The sequence below is a fragment of the Streptomyces lancefieldiae genome (assembly GCF_031845825.1).
Taxonomy (GTDB): domain Bacteria; phylum Actinomycetota; class Actinomycetes; order Streptomycetales; family Streptomycetaceae; genus Streptomyces; species Streptomyces lancefieldiae.
This window is the reverse complement of the sequence record NZ_JAVRFH010000014.1, coordinates 90919-107646: the sequence shown is the minus strand read 5'-3', so window position 1 is coordinate 107646 and position 16728 is coordinate 90919. Positions and strand designations below refer to the sequence as shown.

The 16728-nt window shown below is 73.2% G+C and carries 16 protein-coding genes and 1 pseudogene; 9 read left to right on the top strand and 8 right to left on the bottom strand.

Going from position 1 to position 16728, the window contains the following annotated elements:
* Positions 1–51: 51 nt before the first annotated feature.
* From ssuE to RM812_RS16785, 3 genes are all read right to left on the bottom strand, one after another.
* Complete coding sequence (ssuE, locus tag RM812_RS16790) at positions 52–618, bottom strand: NADPH-dependent FMN reductase (RefSeq protein ID WP_311573358.1); 567 nt, start codon at positions 616–618, stop codon at positions 52–54.
* Between the two features lie 232 nt (positions 619–850).
* Positions 851–934: a putative leader peptide gene (locus RM812_RS43040; protein ID WP_394816464.1), complete on the bottom strand. Its 84-nt coding sequence runs from the start codon at positions 932–934 to the stop codon at positions 851–853.
* A 142-nt stretch (positions 935–1076) separates the two neighbouring features.
* Positions 1077–1244 carry a hypothetical protein gene (locus RM812_RS16785; RefSeq protein ID WP_311573357.1) on the bottom strand — a complete coding sequence of 56 codons (168 nt, stop codon included), beginning with the start codon at positions 1242–1244 and terminating at the stop codon, positions 1077–1079.
* Positions 1245–1448: 204 nt separating this feature from the next.
* On the opposite strand from RM812_RS16785, the gene RM812_RS16780 reads away from it, so the two are divergent.
* On the top strand, positions 1449–1889 hold the full coding sequence (locus RM812_RS16780; protein WP_311573356.1) for an SPW repeat protein: 441 nt from the start codon (positions 1449–1451) through the stop codon (positions 1887–1889).
* 156 nt (positions 1890–2045) lie between these two features.
* Entirely contained in the window at positions 2046–2315 is a 270-nt protein-coding gene (locus tag RM812_RS16775) for a GlsB/YeaQ/YmgE family stress response membrane protein (protein WP_311573355.1), read from the top strand.
* A gap of 57 nt (positions 2316–2372) precedes the next feature.
* Here the strand turns inward: RM812_RS16775 and RM812_RS16770 are convergent.
* A pseudogene (locus RM812_RS16770) lies at positions 2373–2640 on the bottom strand (epimerase); the annotation flags it as partial.
* Between the two features lie 322 nt (positions 2641–2962).
* On the opposite strand from RM812_RS16770, the gene RM812_RS16760 reads away from it, so the two are divergent.
* The gene (locus RM812_RS16760) at positions 2963–3448 is read left to right on the top strand and encodes a nucleoside deaminase (protein WP_311573354.1); all 486 of its coding nucleotides are present in this window, start codon (positions 2963–2965) and stop codon (positions 3446–3448) included.
* A gap of 123 nt (positions 3449–3571) precedes the next feature.
* On the opposite strand, the gene RM812_RS16755 is transcribed toward RM812_RS16760, so the two are convergent.
* Entirely contained in the window at positions 3572–4273 is a 702-nt protein-coding gene (locus tag RM812_RS16755; RefSeq protein WP_311573353.1) for a chaplin, read from the bottom strand.
* Positions 4274–4532: 259 nt separating this feature from the next.
* Here RM812_RS16755 and RM812_RS16750 point away from each other — a divergent pair, with 259 nt between their 5' ends.
* The 4 genes from RM812_RS16750 to RM812_RS16735 all read left to right on the top strand — a co-directional run bounded on the left by RM812_RS16750 (position 4533) and on the right by RM812_RS16735 (position 10072).
* Positions 4533–6149 (top strand): alpha/beta hydrolase, encoded by a 1617-nt coding sequence (locus RM812_RS16750; RefSeq protein ID WP_311573352.1) that lies wholly within the window; start codon positions 4533–4535, stop codon positions 6147–6149.
* Between the two features lie 54 nt (positions 6150–6203).
* Positions 6204–7298 (top strand): baeRF3 domain-containing protein, encoded by a 1095-nt coding sequence (locus tag RM812_RS16745; protein WP_311573351.1) that lies wholly within the window; start codon positions 6204–6206, stop codon positions 7296–7298.
* 126 nt (positions 7299–7424) lie between these two features.
* Positions 7425–8468, top strand: a complete 1044-nt coding sequence (locus RM812_RS16740) for a Gfo/Idh/MocA family protein (RefSeq protein WP_311573350.1) — start codon at positions 7425–7427, stop codon at positions 8466–8468.
* Between the two features lie 248 nt (positions 8469–8716).
* On the top strand, positions 8717–10072 hold the full coding sequence (locus tag RM812_RS16735) for a SpoIIE family protein phosphatase (protein ID WP_311573349.1): 1356 nt from the start codon (positions 8717–8719) through the stop codon (positions 10070–10072).
* Between the two features lie 90 nt (positions 10073–10162).
* Here RM812_RS16735 and RM812_RS16730 read toward each other — a convergent pair whose 3' ends face one another.
* Positions 10163–11671, bottom strand: coding sequence for a DNA-binding protein NsdB (locus tag RM812_RS16730; RefSeq protein ID WP_311573348.1), 1509 nt, complete (start codon positions 11669–11671; stop codon positions 10163–10165).
* Between the two features lie 279 nt (positions 11672–11950).
* Between RM812_RS16730 and RM812_RS16725 the strand changes: the two genes are divergently transcribed.
* Positions 11951–13093, top strand: a complete 1143-nt coding sequence (locus RM812_RS16725; RefSeq protein ID WP_311573347.1) for an aminoglycoside phosphotransferase family protein — start codon at positions 11951–11953, stop codon at positions 13091–13093.
* A gap of 291 nt (positions 13094–13384) precedes the next feature.
* Positions 13385–15301 (top strand): N-acetylmuramoyl-L-alanine amidase, encoded by a 1917-nt coding sequence (locus RM812_RS16720; protein ID WP_311573433.1) that lies wholly within the window; start codon positions 13385–13387, stop codon positions 15299–15301.
* 8 nt (positions 15302–15309) lie between these two features.
* On the opposite strand, the gene RM812_RS16715 is transcribed toward RM812_RS16720, so the two are convergent.
* Both RM812_RS16715 and RM812_RS16710 read right to left on the bottom strand, forming a co-directional pair.
* Positions 15310–15807 (bottom strand): glycosyltransferase family protein, encoded by a 498-nt coding sequence (locus RM812_RS16715; protein ID WP_217140026.1) that lies wholly within the window; start codon positions 15805–15807, stop codon positions 15310–15312.
* A 57-nt stretch (positions 15808–15864) separates the two neighbouring features.
* On the bottom strand, positions 15865–16467 hold the full coding sequence (locus RM812_RS16710; RefSeq protein WP_311573346.1) for a CGNR zinc finger domain-containing protein: 603 nt from the start codon (positions 16465–16467) through the stop codon (positions 15865–15867).
* Positions 16468–16728: the final 261 nt, after the last annotated feature.

The following is a 16728-nucleotide window of genomic DNA, read 5'->3' as shown; positions in this document are numbered from 1 at the left end:
GAGGGGGCCGGGACGGGAGGCCGGGCCCGGTTCAGGACGGGGCGTCGGTACTCAGCCCGCCGTGGCCAGCACGGGACCGTGGAGGCGGGCGTCGCCCAGGGCCGCCGAGAACTGGTCGACCACGTGGGCGAGGCCCTCCGCGGCGCCCGGCGCGACGGTGAGCGCGCCGTCCTCGTGTGCCGTGATGTCCCGGTCGAGGGTGAACCAGCCCTGCACGATGTGGGCCGCGCCCATGGAGTTCAGTACCGGGCGGAGCGCGTAGTCGATGGCCAGGACATGCGCGGTGGAGCCGCCGGTGGCGAGCGGCAGCACGGTCTTGCCGGTGAGGGCGTGCTGCGGGAGCAGATCGAGGAGCGCCTTCAGGACACCGGAGTAGGACGCCTTGTAGACGGGGGTTCCGACGACGACGCCGTCGGCCCGGGCGAACAGCGCGGCGGCCTCGACGATCGCGGGGTGCCCGAAGTCCGCGCCGAGCAGGGCCTCGGCGGGCAGGCCGCGCACGTCGAGCGGGATCACCTCGTGGCCCTGTGCGGCCAGTCGGACGTCGAGGTGACGCAGCAGCCGGTTGGTGCGGGAGGAGGCGGAGGGGCTGCCGGAGACGGAAAGGACAGTGGCCATGGGTCCTCTTTTCGGGAAGGCGGGGCGCGGCTCTCGTCGGCCGCTTCTCCCGTGCCGCGCGGGCGTGCGAGACATCCGCCGGTGACCAGTGCCTCGCCGGGGACACCGCGTACGGCGGCTTCAACGGACGTGCGCGGTCACCGGGTTCGGGCGGCGGGGGAAGTCGCGCGCACGGGCATGCCGGGCCGGTGCGGCGCGCGGTGGGTGATGAGGTGGCGGCGGCTCGGCGGAATCAGGCCACGACGCGACAGGAGGCGCTGGAGACCCGCGCGAGGTCGACGTGGCGTCGCCGCGTGAGGTCCAGTCCCGTTGTCATGCCGTCGATCGTGGCAGCCGCCTTCGAACACGGTCAAGGAAAACCGAGCCGGTCTCGTATGACGGACCCCGAATTCACACGGGCGTGACAAAGACTCGGATGCGTACGGCGCACCCGCGACCCGGCCCCAGCCGGGGCGCTGTCAGTCCTCGTCGCGGGCCGGAACGACCACCAGGAAGGCGTCGGACGTCAGGTCCATCACGACGGTCGCGGGCTCACCCTCGGCACGGCGGCGTGCCGCGTACTCCTCCGCCGGCCACGACCCGCGCGGCGCCCCCGCCGGAAACCGCTCCGACACCTTCGCGCCCATGACGGCCGCCTTCCCTGTCCCGCACCGTGCCGATCCGCTCCGGTCCACATCTCCGTACCGCTGCGTCTGCCCGCGATCCGCGCGCGCATGTACAGCCCGCCCACCACTACACATAAGGCCCAAATAAGGGCAGAATGGGTGTATGCGGCGCTACCGCACACCGCCTCAGAGGCGGTCGGCCCGGCAAGTCAAAGGAGACGACTCATGGCCAACGTCTCGCACACCAGAGGTGACATCACCAGCCACCCCGACGCTCCGGAAATGCAGGCGCGCTACGCCCGCATGCTCGGTGGTCGGGACGTGGCACTCGTGGACGGCCCGGTCTTCCTGCTCGGCCTCTACTGTGCCGTGTCCCCGTGGATACTCCACTTCACCACCAGCCAGCCCGCGCTCGTGGCCCACAATCTGATCGTGGGAATCGCCATCGGTCTGCTGGCCCTCGGATTCACCCGTGCCCCGGAACGCATGTACGGCCTCAGCTGGGCCATGTGCGCGATCGGAGTATGGATGATCATCTCGCCATGGATCGTCGGCACGAGCCCGGACGCCGGCGTCATCTGGAACAACATCGTCATCGGCGCCCTGGCCCTGATTCTGGGCCTGGTCTGCGCCGGTACGGCGGCGAGGAGCGCCCCGAGGCACTAGGCCCACCGGAAGGGAGCAGCACGGGCCGGTCCCGCCTCCCCGGGCCGGCCCTCTCCCGCGTCCTCTCAGGCCCCGAGTGGCTGAAATGCGAACGGACTGCGCACGCCGGCAGCGGGCATCCGCACTACAGCGGGGATCCGACGAGAAGGGGCGGAGATGGAGATCGACGGAATCATCAGTGCCATTGTCATCGGTATCGTCATCGGCGTCCTGGGCCGACTCGTGGTCCCGGGTCGTCAGCGCATCGGCATCCTGTGGACGATTCTCGTCGGCATCGTGGCCGCGCTGATCGGATCCTGGATCGCCGCGTCGTTCGACGTGGCCGACACCGGCGGCGTCGACTGGGTCGAGTGGCTCATCCAGATCGCCCTGGCGGCGCTCGGTGTGGCGGCACTGGACCGGTCGCGGGCACGCACACGCCGTTGAGGCGCGGGGACCCGGCATGCGTCGTCCACCATGGCTCATCCGGCGAGTGCGGCGCGCCTCCCCGCCGGTGAGGGCGCCCGGGAACACGGCAGCACCGAGGGACGGGTCGAGGACGCCGGGACCGACGAAGCCGGCGCTGCGGCCGAGGACCACGCGCGCCCGGCCGGCCCGGTGTGCGGCGAGGTACCGCTCGTCGTGGTCGGCACGCATCCGCCCCTTGCGGCTGGTCGCCTGCCACGGGCGCCGTCGGCCATCACCGCTCCCCCGGTCTCGCCCGTACGGGGGGCGTGTCGAGCACGACCAGCCGGGCCCCGGACATCTTGCTACGACTGGACCAGTCGTGTGGGTTACGGGCCGTAACCGATGCGAGCGTCAGTAACGCAGGTGGTGACGTTGCCGGTACCGAGTTCGCTCGTGAGCCGGTGCGCCGGGCCACCCCGTCCGACTCGTCGACCGGCAGGGCGACGGTCCCGCGGTCGAGGGAGTCGAGCGTTCGGCCGCCGGCGTGAGCACGGCCGGTGGCGCCCGGGCCGCCAAGGGTGACGCGGCCGTCGTGCGCGTCCAGGAAGCCGTCCTGGCGGCCGTCGAGGCGACCGAGAGGCATAGGCTGCCGGTGAGGATCACGTCGTCGAGGAGGGCCGTACGCCATGGTCGTGAAGCACGCCGAACTGCCGCACCTGCGCCGCTGCGTGGAGCTGGCGGCCGAGGCGCTGGAGGCCGGGGACGAGCCGTTCGGGTCGGTCCTGGTGGGCGCCGACGGCACGGTGCTGGCCGAGGATCACAACCGGGTGGCCTCGGGTGACCGCACCCGGCACCCCGAGTTCGAACTCGCACGCTGGTCCGCCGCCCACCTCACCCCCGAGGAGCGGGCCGCCGCCACGGTGTACACGTCCGGCGAGCACTGCCCGATGTGCGCCGCCGCCCACGCCTGGGTGGGCCTCGGGCGCATCGTGTACATCGCTTCCTCGGAGCAACTCGGCTCCTGGCTCACCGAGTTGGGCGTACCCGCACCGCCCGTACGCACACTGCCGATCCACGAGGTCGCGCCCGGCGTAGCGGTGGAGGGCCCGGTGCCCGAGCTGACGGAGGAGATCCGGGCGCTGCACCACCGCTTCCACGCGCGGCGCGCCTGACACGGTCACCGTCACTGGCGGCGTTCAGGCGTACGGCACGCGTCGGCCCCGCCGGTGACTGACCAGCGGGGCGCGGGCGCCGGGACCGGGTGTCCTGATCAGGCGTCCTGATGGGTGTCCTGGTCAGGCGTCCGTACGCGGACGGAAACGCCGGTAGAGCACGACGCCGCCCAGGACGAGCGCGGCGCCGCCCGCGAGAGCGGGCACTGTCGCGTCCGCACCCGTGTGCGCGAGGGACTCAACCGCCCGCGGTGGTGCCGTGTTCGCGGGCGGTTCCAGCTGTGCGCGCTCGGCGGGGACGGCGGGGGCGGCGGGCCTCGGCGCCGGTTCCCCGGGACGCCGCGGCTCGTCGACGCGGCCACCGGAGGTGTTCGTCGACTCGTTTCCGGTGGCCGCGTTGCCGACGCCGACCACGTTGACACTGTTGCCGCTCACGTTCACCGGGACGTGGACCGGCGCCTGCACGCCGTTGCCGGAGAGCACCCCCGCCGAGTCCGTCTGCCCGCCCTCGGCGACGGCGCCGCCGGACGTGCCGGTGGAGGCGCCCGCCCCCTCGCGCGCCGCACGGGAGCCCCCGGTGTTGGCGCAGCGGTTGCCGACGGCCGGGTTGAGGACCCCGGCCACGTTCACCGTGTTCCCGCACGCGTTCACCGGAACGTCCACCGGGAGCTGGACGGTGTTGCCCGAGAGCAGTCCGGGCGAGCCGGCGGCGGAGCCGTTCGCGGTGGCGCCGTCGGACGCGAACGCCGCGAACGTCGGCAGCGTCACGGCCAGCGCGCCGGAGGCGGCGACAGCGAACACACCGTTTCGGGTAGCCGTTCTCATGAGGTTCCCTGCCTTCCAGACATGGTCGCGGGCGCTCGCCCGCACCGGTTAGAACGCGGGCGCACCATCCGAGTTATGGCTTATCGGCCTTTCACTCCATCGAGTGGCCGGTTTGTCGAACGAGCGGCAAAGCATCCGTATGTGCACCGAAGCCTCCGGGAGGCCGGGAACAGCGCCCGGAGGCGAGGTGTCCGGGGCCCGCTTATGGTGATCGAGGGCGCCGAACACCGGTCCGCGACGGGGCGCCCGGGAGGCATCGATGCTGGCCAAGCTGGTGACTCGGCCCTCGGCCCGGCGTTGCGCGGTGAGCGGAGCGCTCGGGCTGGCCCTGCTGGGCGCGGGGTTGCCCGCCTCGACGGCCGACGACACGGAGCCCGGACTGTCCCGGTTCTACGACCAGAAGATCACATGGTCGGCGTGCGAGGGCATGGACGTGCCGGATGACCTGCAGTGCGGAAAGATCACCGTCCCCCTCGACTACGACCGGCCCAAGGCCGGAACACTCGACCTGGCCCTCGCCCGGTACCGGGCGACCGGTGACTCGCGGGGCTCGGTGCTGCTGAACTTCGGCGGGCCGGGCGGCTCCGGCGTCGGAGAACTCTCCTCCGGCGGCAAGGACTTCATGCACCTGACCAACGGCTACGACGTGGTGACCTTCGATCCCCGCGGCGTCGGCCGGTCCTCGCCGGTCACCTGCGGCCCGGCCACCCTGGACATCGTGGAGGCGACGAACGGGGACGAGGAGATCACCGACCCTCAGGACGTGCTCAGGCACCTGCGGGACGCCGCCGCCGAGTGCGAGAAGCACTCCGGCCCCGTGCTGTCCCACATGGGCACGGTCGACGCGGCGCGCGACATGGACGTGATGCGCCACGCGCTCGGCGACGACCGGCTCAACTACCTCGGCTTCTCCTACGGAACCCGGCTGGGCTCGGTCTACGCGGCCCAGTTCCCCGACAAGGTCGGCCGGATGGTCCTGGACGGCGTGGACACACTGACGGAACCGCTGACCGAGCAGGGGCTGGCCGGCGCGCGGGGGCAGCAGACCGCGCTGGAGAACTTCCTCGGCTGGTGTGTGGGGGACATCGCCTGCCCGTTCGGGCAGGACGTCCGCGACGCCCGTCGCCAGGTCGTGCGGCTCGTCGGCTCGCTCGACGCCGACCCGGTACCGTCGGCCTACGGCGATCCCTTCACCGGAGCGGACATGGTGGGTGCCGTCGGTCAGGCGTTGTACAGCCGGGCTCTGTGGCCCTCGCTGGAGCGGGCGCTCGCGCAGCTGATGGAGGACGGGGACACCAGCGGCCTGGAGGGCTTCGTGTCCGGCGGTGTCACCTTCCCGGTCCGTGCGACCGGGAAGGCACAGAGCCGTGAGGGCACCGGCGGCGGCCTCACCGACCCGGAGGACGTCCCCATGGACAACCTGCCGGCCGCCCTGATGGCGATCAACTGCGCGGACGACCCCGACCGGCCCACCGCCGACCAGGTCGCGGGGTCCCTGGGGCGGCTGCGCGCACGGTACGAGGAGGCCTCCGCGGTCTTCGGCCGGTACCGGCTCACCCAGGTGCTGATGTGCTACGGGCGCCCCAAGGGCACCGACTACATCCGCGAGGACGTGAAGGACCTCGACACCGCGAAGATGCTGCTGGTCGGCACCCGGGGCGACCCGGCCACGCCGTACCGCTGGACCGTGGAGACGGCCGAGCGGCTCGGCCCCTCGGCGGTCGTCCTCGACAACAGGGGCGAGGGACACACCGGCTACGCGTCCTCCGAGTGCGTGCACCGCAAGGTCGACGACTTCCTGCTGTACGGCTCCCTGCCGCCCGACGGCAGTTCCTGCGGGCCCGAGAACGGCGGCGAGGACGACGGGGGCCACTGAGAGCCCCGGACCGCTCCGCATGCCCGATATGCCCATCGGACCTATCGTGCTGACATGGAGCACGATCTGAGTCCCGCCACCCTCGCCGAGCTACGGCGCCCCCGCCCGTATCCGGCCGTGTCCGTGCTGACGCCGACGCACCGCCGCGAACCGGACAACGCCCAGGATTCGGTCCGGCTGCGCAATGTGGTCGCCGAGGCCAAGAAACAGCTGGAGCACGACCCGGCGGTCACCCGGGAACGACGCATGGAGGTGGCCCGGGAGCTCGACCGCGCACTCGCCGAGGTCGACCTGACGTACGCCGAGGAGGGCCTTGCGATCTTCGCCGCGCCGGGTGAGCACCAGGTCTGGACGCTCGCCCGTTCCGTCCCCGAGCGTGTGGTCCTCTCGGACACCTTCCTGACCCGCAACCTGGTCGCCGCGCAGGCCGCCGAGCGCCCGTTCTGGGTGCTGTCGGTCGCCTCCGACCGCGTCACGCTGTGGAGCGGCGGCGCGGGCCGGGTCGTCGAGGAGCGCATCGCGGGCTTTCCGCTCGACCGGCCGGCGGAGGACTTCGACCCCGAACGCCAGGAACAGATCGGCGACGCGCCGAGCACTTTCCGGGACGAGGGCACCCGCAGGTTCCTGCGCGACGCCGACGCCGCGATGGGCAGGGTCCTGCGCACGCATCCCCGGCCGCTGTACATCACCGGCCCCGAGCCCGCGCTGTCGCTGTTCGACGAAGCCGGCACACTCGCCGCGGACGCGGTGCTGGTCCCGCACGGGGGCCTGGCGCGCGGCACCGCCGAGGCGGTGTGGCAGGCGGTGCGGCCGGTGCTCGACGACGAGGCCCGGGGGTCCGTGGAGGCACTGGCCAGGGAGCTGGACGCGGCCCGCGGGCGCAAGGACTTCGCGGCCGGCGTCGACGAGTTGTGGGAGAGCGCCCACACCGGCCGGGTGCGGCTGCTCGCCGTCGAGGAGGGCTTCCGGGTGACCATGCGCGACGACGGCGACCATCTGATCCCGGCGGACAGCGGCGACCTCGACGCCCGCGACGACATCGTGGACGAGATCGTCGAACAGTGCCTGGAGACCGGCGCCGACGTCCGCTTCGTGCCGGACGGCGCGCTCGGGGACGCGAACGGCATCGCGGGAGTACTGCGGTACTGACGGCCGCCGCCATGACCTCCGCCGTCCGCCCGCCGGGAGACCCCCCTTGACGACCGTGAAACCCTGTTCGCGGTACACGTACCCGCCCTCGCGGGTGCGCGGCGGGCGGGAAGGAGCGGGCGGAGCGTGAGCGAACTTCTGGGTGTGGCGGTCCTGGGCGCGGGACACATGGGCGCCGACCACGTACGGCGCCTCGACGGGGTGGTGAGCGGGGCCAGGGTCGCCGCCGTGGCGGACCCCGACGCCGAGCGGGCGAAGGAGGCCGTGGGCGGGATCGGCGGGGTGGTGGTGCACACGGAGGTCGAGGCCGCGCTCGACGCGCCGGGCGTCGAGGCCGTTCTGATCGCCTCGCCCGGTGAGGCGCACGAGGAAGCGCTGCTGGCCGCCTTCGCGCGAGGGCTGCCGGTACTGTGCGAGAAGCCGATGGTGCCGGATTCCGCGGGGGCGCTCCGCGTGGTGGAGGCGGAGGCGCGGCTCGGCCGGAGGCTGGCGCAGATCGGGTTCATGCGGCGCTACGACGCCGAGTACCGGCGGTTGAAGTCCCTGCTGGACGGCGGGCGGCTGGGCCGGCCGCTGATGCTGCACTGCGTCCACCGCAACGTGTCCTCCCCACCGCACTTCACCTCCGCGATGCTGGTCAACAGCTCCGTCTCGCACGAGATCGACGCGGCCCGCTGGCTGCTGGGTCAGGAGCTGACCGCGGTGACCGTGCTGCGGCCCCGACCGTCCGCGGGCGCGCCCGCGGGGCTGTCCGACCCGCAGTTCGTGCTCTTCGAGACCGAGGGCGGTGCCGTCGTCGACGTCGAGGTCTTCGTCAACTGCGGCTTCGGCTACGAGGTCCGCTGCGAGGCCGTCTGCGAGGCGGGCAGCGCCCGGATCGGACAGGCGCACACCATGGTGGTGACGGCGGCGGGCGGTGCCCGGGAGGAGGTGCCGCAGGACTACCTCGTACGGTTCGCGGACGCCTACGACCGCGAGGTGCAGTCCTGGGTCGACGCCACCCGGCGGGGCCGGGTCACCGGCCCGGGCACCTGGGACGGGTACGCCGCCTCCGCCGTCGCCGAGGCCGGCGTCCGGGCCCTGGAGACGGGCGCCCGCACCCCCGTCGACCTGGCGCCCCGGCCGGCCCTCCCCACCTCGTCGTGGAACAAGCGTCCACGGAACACCTGAGCGACGATGTGGCCGGGCCCCGAAGGCCGTCAAGTCGCGTATCTGCCCTAAGACTTGACCGTCGGCGCGGGTACGCGGACCGCGCACCGAGGTCGCTCCCGGAAGACGGTGGCATATGCCAGGAGCACCACCGTAACGGGTGTGGCCGAATCCCTTACAGGGCGTCGCGGGCTGTGCAACAGTCGTAACGGTCCTTCCACCAGCCTCGGTTCCGCCTTGGTCGTACCGTCTGCACATCGGAGTGCGTCATGTCGTCCCCTCTCTCCGCGGACCGCCCGGCCGCCCAGCCGCCAGGACGCGGCTCGGTCGAGGCGCTGATATCGCAGGCGCGGCGGCTGAGGGGCGATGTGGACGCGGTACGGCGGGACAGCCAGGACCACGGCACCGACGCCCGCGGACGCTGGCAGCGTGCTCTCTACGACCTGGCGCTGCACCAGCTCAGCGATCTGGACGAGCACCTGGCGCAACTGCGTGACGGCCCGGCACCCGCTCCGCGGCCCGGTTCGCTGCTCAGCCGGGTCGGCAGCGCGGAGTGGAACCTGCTGACGGACGAGGCCGAGTGGTCCGGCGAGCTCTTCCGGATCCTCGGCCGCGACCCCGCCGCCGCCCCGCTCAGCCTGGACGAACTCCCGTCCCTGGTGCTCACCGAGGACCGGCCCAAGCTGACCGCGATGGTCACGGACTGCCTCGTCGACGCCCGGCCGATCGACGGGGAGTTCCGCGTCGTGCGCCCCGACGGCACCGTAAGGACCGTGCACATGATGGGCGAGCCCGTGCTCGACGCTGACGGCAGTACCGCCTCGATGTGGGCGGTACTGCGGGACGTCAGCGAACTGCGGCGCAGTCAGCGGGTGGTGAGCGAGACCCGTGACTCGCTCCACCGCCATCCGCCGGCCGCGGGCAGTGGGCGACGGGCCGCGGTCGAACCGCGGGAAGCCGTGCCGCCCCCCTGGCACGGCCTCCTGCGGTTCCCGTCCGGGGGACGGCCGGGCCTGGACCTGGCCGTCGGCTACCTGCCGACGACGGCCGACGCCCCCCGGCACGCCTGCTGGTACGACGCATGTCCCCTCCCCGACGACGGGACCCTGCTCGGCGTGGGCGTCCTCACCGGCCCCGACGCCGACATGGCGCAGGGCGCGACGATGGTGATCGGTGCGCTGCGCGGCCTGGCCATGGCCGGGACCCCGCCGGCGCGACTGCCGGGGCGGCTCGCCCACTTACTGGAGGCAGGAGCCCTGCCGTCCCTGAGCGGCGCCCTGTGCTGCGGCTACCGGCCCGGCCCCCGCACCCTGGTCTGGTCGCACACCGCGCACCCCGCCCCGCTGCTGTTCCGCAACGGGACGGGGCGCGGGCTGGACGGGCCGGCCGAGGCGACCCTCGAAATCGGCGACCTGCTGCTCCTGCACACCGGCGGGCTCCTGCCGGACCGACCCGGCCACGGCACGGACGCCACCGCGGACCGCCTCCTCTCCCTGGCGCCCCGCCTGGCCGGGGTGGGCTCGGCACAGGACGGTGTACGGATCGTGACGGGGGAACTCGGCGAACCCGGCACGTCCGGTGGCCGGGACGACGCCTGCGTGCTGGTCGCCCGGGTGATGTCGTAGCAAACGTGGTCGCTGTGAAGAAGGTCGGGGTCGCGGCAGACGATGCCGCCGATGCGGCGGTCGGCCACGTCGGGGGAAACGCACCGCGCGCTACGCCGGGGCGACGCCGCCGCTCCTCCCCCGACCACGGGACGACTTGTCCTTGGGCAGCGCCAGTTCGATCTCCTCCCGCAATTCCTGGATCTTCGGGTAGCCGGCGTACTCGGCGGTGAGCCGGTACATCTGACGCAGCCGGTCCCAGGTGCGCTGGGAGGAGTTGGACCCCATCGACACCAGGGCAAGCCGCGCGTACCGGTCCGCCTGCTCGGGGTCGTCGGCGATGAAGCAGGCCGAGGCCATCGACAGGTAGTCGAAGATCTTCGACCGCTGACGGCCGTCGATCCGCAGGGCGAGCGCCTTCTCCGCGTAGTGCTGCGCGTGCGCGGCGGCCCCCGGCTCGAACTCGGCGAGCGTCCGGTAGGCCAGGGCCTGCATGCCGTACAGGTCCTCCTCCTTGAAGGTCTGCATCCAGTCCGGCGGCGGCACGTCCGCCTTGTCGGAGACGAAGAGGTCCTCGGCGCGGCCCAGGGTGCGGCGCATCGCCTGGCTCTTGCCCATGGAGGCCTGCGCCCAGGCCTCGATGGTGTGGAGCATGGCCCTTGTTCGCGGCAGCACCTCGTCACCGGACCCGGACGTGGCGAGCTTCATCAGGTCCAGCGCCTCGTCGGGGCGGCCGAGGTGGACCATCTGGCGGGCCGCCCGGGAGAGCGCCTCGCCGGCCCGGGGCCGGTCACCGCCCTCGCGCGCGGCATGGGCGGCGATGACGAAGTACTTCTGGGCCGTGGGTTCCAGGCCGACGTCGTGCGACATCCAGCCCGCGAGGACGGCGAGGTTGGCGGCGACGCCCCACAGGCGCCGCTGGAGATGGGGCGGGTGGTGGTAGGCGAGCATGCCACCCACCTCGTTGAGCTGGCCCACCACGGCCTTGCGCTGGAGTCCGCCGCCACGGGCGGCGTCCCAGGCGCGGAACACCTCGACCGAGCGCTCCAGTTCGTCCACTTCCTCCGCCCCGACGGGGGCCGCCTCGTAGCGGTCGAACCCGGCGGGGTCGGCGTGCAGGGGTTGGTGGAGGTCGGGAGCGTCGGCAGCCAGGGCCGGGTCGGTGTGCAGCCAGTCGTACATGGCGCTGCTGAGTGCGGAGCCCGCGGCGAGCGCGGCGCCCGCGCCCACCAAGCCGCGTCGGTTGAGCATGAGGTCCATTCCCGTGAATTCGGTGAGGACCGCCGCGGTCCGCTCGGGCGCCCACGGCACTCCGTCGGGATGTTCCTCGCTCCCGCCGCGTGGCCGTTTCCCCGCACGCCCGTGCCGGACCAGACCGAGGTCCTCGATGGTCACGACACGGCCGAGACGCTCGGTGAACAGAACCGCCAGCACCCGCGGCACCGGATCGCGCGGGATCTCTCCCATGTCGATCCACCGCCGCACCCGCGAGGTGTCGGTCGCCAGCTGGGGGTGGCCCAGGGCCGCCGCCTGCCGGTTGACCAGCCTCGCGAGCTCGCCCTTGGACCAGCCGGCCAGGCCGAACAGGTCCGACAGACGGGTGTTGGGTTCTCCGCTCACGTCAAGCCCCCAGGTTCTCGGCTGAGTTGACAGTAGCCCCGTGCGGGTTGCCGGGCGACTATTCGCCACCGTTCGCCAGGGTGCGCCAGATGGTGTGCCACGGGCGGACGGGTGTCAGGTAGGAAAGCGCCATCCCGACCCGGTTGCCGCGGGGTTACTCCCCAGGGTGGCCCGGGCGGCCGGGCGGGTGGCGCGACGGCTTTCAGAAGGCGTGCCCGTCGGGACGGGCACCGCTCTTCCGGCAGGCACAGCAGGCACACGAAGGGATCTGTCTCGCCCATGTACGCAGCATCGTCCCCCGTGTCCGCTCCGCAGCGTTCGCTTCACCCCCGCCCGGCGGCGGGCGGCGGCCCCTACCTCGCCCCCGCGCGCCCGGCGGCCCCGGTGCTCGGGGCGGGCAGGGCGCGGCGCGGCGCGGGACCCGGCACCCAGCCCCTCAGCGGGCGCATCGACCTCTCCGGCCCTCAGGGCGCGCAACTGCGCACGGCGATCGCCTCCGTGCACCGGATCTGCCCGGAGTTCGCTCCGGTGCAGGTGCTGCGCCGCAACGGTCGGTCCGTGCTCCTGGTCGGTACGACCGGACGCAGCACGGCGGTCGCCAAGTGTTTACTGGACCACTCCCCCGCGTGGGCGGAGCGGATCCGGCACGAGATAGGGGCATACCGCTCGTTCGTCCGGCATCGCCCCCCGGTGCGGGTGCCGAGGCTGATCGCAGCGGATCCGGACAACTGCACGCTGGTGATCGAGCGGATGCCGGGACGGGTGGCGGCATTGCAGCGGCACCCGCTGGAGGCTCCGCCCCGGGCGGACATCAGGGCGGCGCTCGGCGCGATCCGCCGGCTCAACGCCTGGCGCCCGCCGGCCGGCACCTTCGACGCCCCGCTGGACTACGCGGCCCGGATCTCCCGGTATCACGAGCTGGGGCTGCTCACCGACCGTGACCTGGGCGACCTGCAGAAGCTGCTGCACGGCATCGCCCAGAGGGCCGGGCGCCACGGCATGGGCCAGTTCTGCCACGGCGACGCGCTGCTGTCCAACATCCTGATGTCACCGACCGGTCCGGTGCTGGTGGACTGGGAGCACGCGGGCTGGTATCTCCCCGGATACGACCTGGCGACCCTGTGGGCGGTACTCGGGGAGGCCCCGGTGGCGCGCCGCCAGATCAGCCAGATCGCCCAGTCGGACGGGCCGGCCGCGCGCGACGCGTTCCTGGTGAACCTGATGCTCGTGCTGACCCGGGAGATCCGTACGTACGAGACGGCCGTACAGCGTTCGATGCACGACACGGCCCCGACCGCGCCGGTGGCGGCCCACCCGGGTGCCGCGCCGTCCGGCGAGGAGCAGCGGCTGCTGCTGCGGCGGTTGCACGACGACTGCCAGATGGCCCGGCGGGCCGTGCGCGCGGCGGTCGGCACGCGCTGACGGACACGGACGGACAGGACGACGGTCCGCGGTGCACCCTCCAGGGGGCACCGCGGACTTTTGTGTGCCCGGGAGGGGCGCGGGGCCATTGGTGTACGCCACTGACGCCGCGCTGGCCCGTGAGCCGCCGCCACGAAACTCGCCCGACCCCTCACTGACGTGGGAAATCGCCGTGATGACGGCATGATTGACGGATCGTCGGACCGCCGGGTACCACTGACCCACGCTCGGCCCCGCACGTCCCGCCACGCCCGACCGTCACAGGAGGCCGCTTTGCGAGGATCCCCCACCGTGCCCGCGCTGGCCACGGCGGCACTGCTGCTGCCACTGCTCGGCGCGGCGCCGTCCGCCGCCGGACCGGCCGCCGCACCGCCCGCCCCGGACCGCCTCCAGCGGGCGTTCGCCGCCGCGGCGGCGGAGTACCACGTGCCGCAGAGCGTCCTGCTCGGTGTCTCCTACCTCCAGTCCCGGTGGGACGCGCACGACGGTGCGCCGAGCGTGACCGGCGGCTACGGCCCGATGCACCTCACCGACGCCCGCACGGCGCTGGCCGGGGCGTCCCACCACAGCGAGGACACCGAGGACCCGCGCGGCGACGAGGCCCGCGCCCCGCTGCGCCCGGCGCCCGTGGCCGCGCGGCCCACCGACCTGCCGGCCCGGCTGACCACGCTGACGAAGGCGGCCGAGCTGACCGGGCTGAGCCCCGCGGCACTGCGCACCGACCCGGCCGCGAACGTGTCCGGCGGCGCCGCACTGCTCGCCGCCGCCCAGCGGGCCGTGGGCGAGCCGCTCAGCGCGGACCCGGCGGACTGGTACGGGGCGGTGGCCCGCTTCTCGGGCGCGGAGGACTCCGCGACGGCGGCGGCGTACGCGAACGACGTGTACGAGGTGATCCGCGCCGGCCAGCGGCGGACCACGGACGCCGGACAGCGGGTCGCGCTGACCGCCCGCCCCGACGTGGCGCCCGACACCGCGCAATTGGGCCGCACCGGGCTGCGTGCCGCCAGGGCGGACGGTACCGAGTGCCCGACGTCGGTGTCGTGCGAGTGGATCCCGGCGCCGTACGAGGAGTTCGGGGACGGCGACTACGGCAACCACGACCGGGGGAACCGACCCGCTTCCCAGCGCATCCGGTACATCGTCGTGCACGACACGGAGGGCGCCTGGAACGGGGTCCTCAAGATGGTGCAGGACCCGACCTACGTCTCCTGGAACTACACCCTCCGCTCCACCGACGGCCACATCGCCCAGCACGTGAAGGCGAAGGACGTGGCCTGGCACGCGGGCAACTGGTACGTCAACTCGGCGTCCATCGGCCTGGAGCACGAGGGTTTCCTGGCGGAGCCGGACGCCTGGTACACCGAGGCGATGTACCGTTCGTCGGCGCGGCTGGTGAAGTACCTGGCCGGGAAGTACGACATCCCGCTGGACCGGCAGCACATCCTCGGCCACGACAACGTCCCCGGCACGAGCACCGCCACGATCCCGGGCATGCACACCGACCCGGGCCCCTACTGGGACTGGCGGCACTACTTCCAGCTGCTCGGCCGCCCCTTCGAGCCGACCGCCGGCAAGGACGCCGGCCTGGTGACGATCCGCCCCGACTACGCCGCCAACCGCCCGGAGTACACCGGCTGCGAGACGGCGGGCGAGCCGTGCGCGGCGCACGGCTCCGGTGAGGTGCGGCTGTACTCCGACCACGACGTGAACGCGCCGCTGATCAAGGACATCGGCCTGGGCACCACCCCGACGACCGGGGTGAACGACCTGTCCTCCCGGGTCTCCACGGGCCAGCAGTACGCGGTGGCGGACCGGTGGGGCGACTGGACGGCCATCTGGTACCTGGGTCAGAAGGCCTGGTTCCACAACCCGCGGAAGAACCCGGCGGCGGTGCCCGCCTCGGGCCGGGTGATCACACCGCGGAAGGGCCTGGAGAGCGTCCCGGTGTACGGACGCGCCTACCCGGAGAAGGCCGCCTATCCGGCGGGCGTGCCCGCCCAGGCCGTGTCGCCGCTGCCGTACACCCTGCCCGAGGGGCAGAAGTACGTGGTCGGTGAGCAGGTGCCGGGCGAGTACTACTACGCGGTCACCTTCGACGAGGCCTCCCACCGGGTGGTGGTCGGTGAGGACCAGTACTACGAGATCCAGTACGGCCACCGGGTGGCGTACGTGCGCGCCGCCGACGTCACGCTCACGACCGTGAGGTAGCCGCCGGGTCAGCCCTGCTGGAAAAGCTCCGCCGGGAGCGGTTTCAGCAGGGCGTACAGGTCGTCGGTGATGGGGCGGTCCCAGGCGGCGATGGTCACCAGGACGCCGTCGCTGCGGTCGAACTGCACACAGGAGATCCGGCTCTCGGAGAGCTTGAGGCGGCGCACGATCAGCAGGTTGTCGCCCTGCATCACCGGGACGTCCTCGGCGCCGACGACCGTCACCTCCTCGTCGTTCTCCAGGGCCAGCAGCAGTTGGCCCACCTCGAACGGGATCTCTCCCTCGGGGACCTCGCGGGCCGGGGAGCCCGTCGGCAGGTTGCCGATGATCATCGCGGGGCCGCGGCCGCCGAACAGGTCGTAGCGCAGGAAGACGCCCTGGCAGCTGCCGTCGGGCGCGGGCAGCAGTCCGGCGCCCAGGTTCCCGGGCCAGTCGCCCGGGTCCATGGCCAGTACGTCGAAGTCGGGCCCGGCGGGCGTTGCGCTGCGGCGGCGGAGGAACGACATGCCGCCATGGTACGTGGCCGGACGGTCCGAACGGCGTGCGGGCGGGTGCTCGGCCGGCTACGCGGTCCGCTTCCGCCGTTCGTGGTGGCGGGCCACCCGGGCCCGGTTGCCGCAGGACGGCTTGCACCACTCCTGGCGGGGGTGCTCCTTGAGGAAGTAGCGCACGCAGCGCGGTGCGTGGCAGGCCCGCAGCCGCTGCCGGTCGGGGCCCGCCAGGAAGCCGATCACGGCCTGTGCCAGGGCCGCCGTGAGGTCGGGCCCGGCGCCGTGCGCGGGCTCGGAGCGTACGGCGGGTTCGCCGGCGTCGGGCCAGTGCAGGACCGGGACGGTGGGGGTGCGCCCGGCTGCCGCGTTCAGGCGCCGCAGGGCTTCGGGGACGGGCAGCAGGCGGGCGTCGTCGGCGGGACTCGCCTCGCCGGGGCGTACGGCGCGCGCGAAGAGGGTGCGGGCGGCGGCTCGGACCTCGCGGACGGCGGCCAGGGTCTGCTCGTCGGCGGTGAGACGCTCGGCGTCCGGCACGGTGTCGGGGTGGGCCCGGACCCAGGCGCCGAGCCCCGCGAGATCGGCCAGGTCGTCGACGACCCCGCCGCGCCCGTCGTGCCGCACGGTCAGCGCGAGGTCGAGGGCGATCCGGGTGTCCCTGCTGGGCGAGTCCTGCATGGGCCCGATGATAGGCACGACGGTTCACCCGGAGCCCCGGTACGTGATGCCTCCGGCGGCCACGCACACGGGGCCGGTGCTGAGCACGACACCGCCGACCTCCGCGGGCCGGGCCCCGCCCCACACCGGCGCCCCACCCACCGACACCGCACGACGGGTTCTGCCGGAGGCCCGGGACGTCATGCCGCCGGTGGGGAGTACGACGGCGCCGGCCTCGGAGGCTCGGGCCCGCCCTGCGCCGGTGCTCCGTGTGCGGTCGCC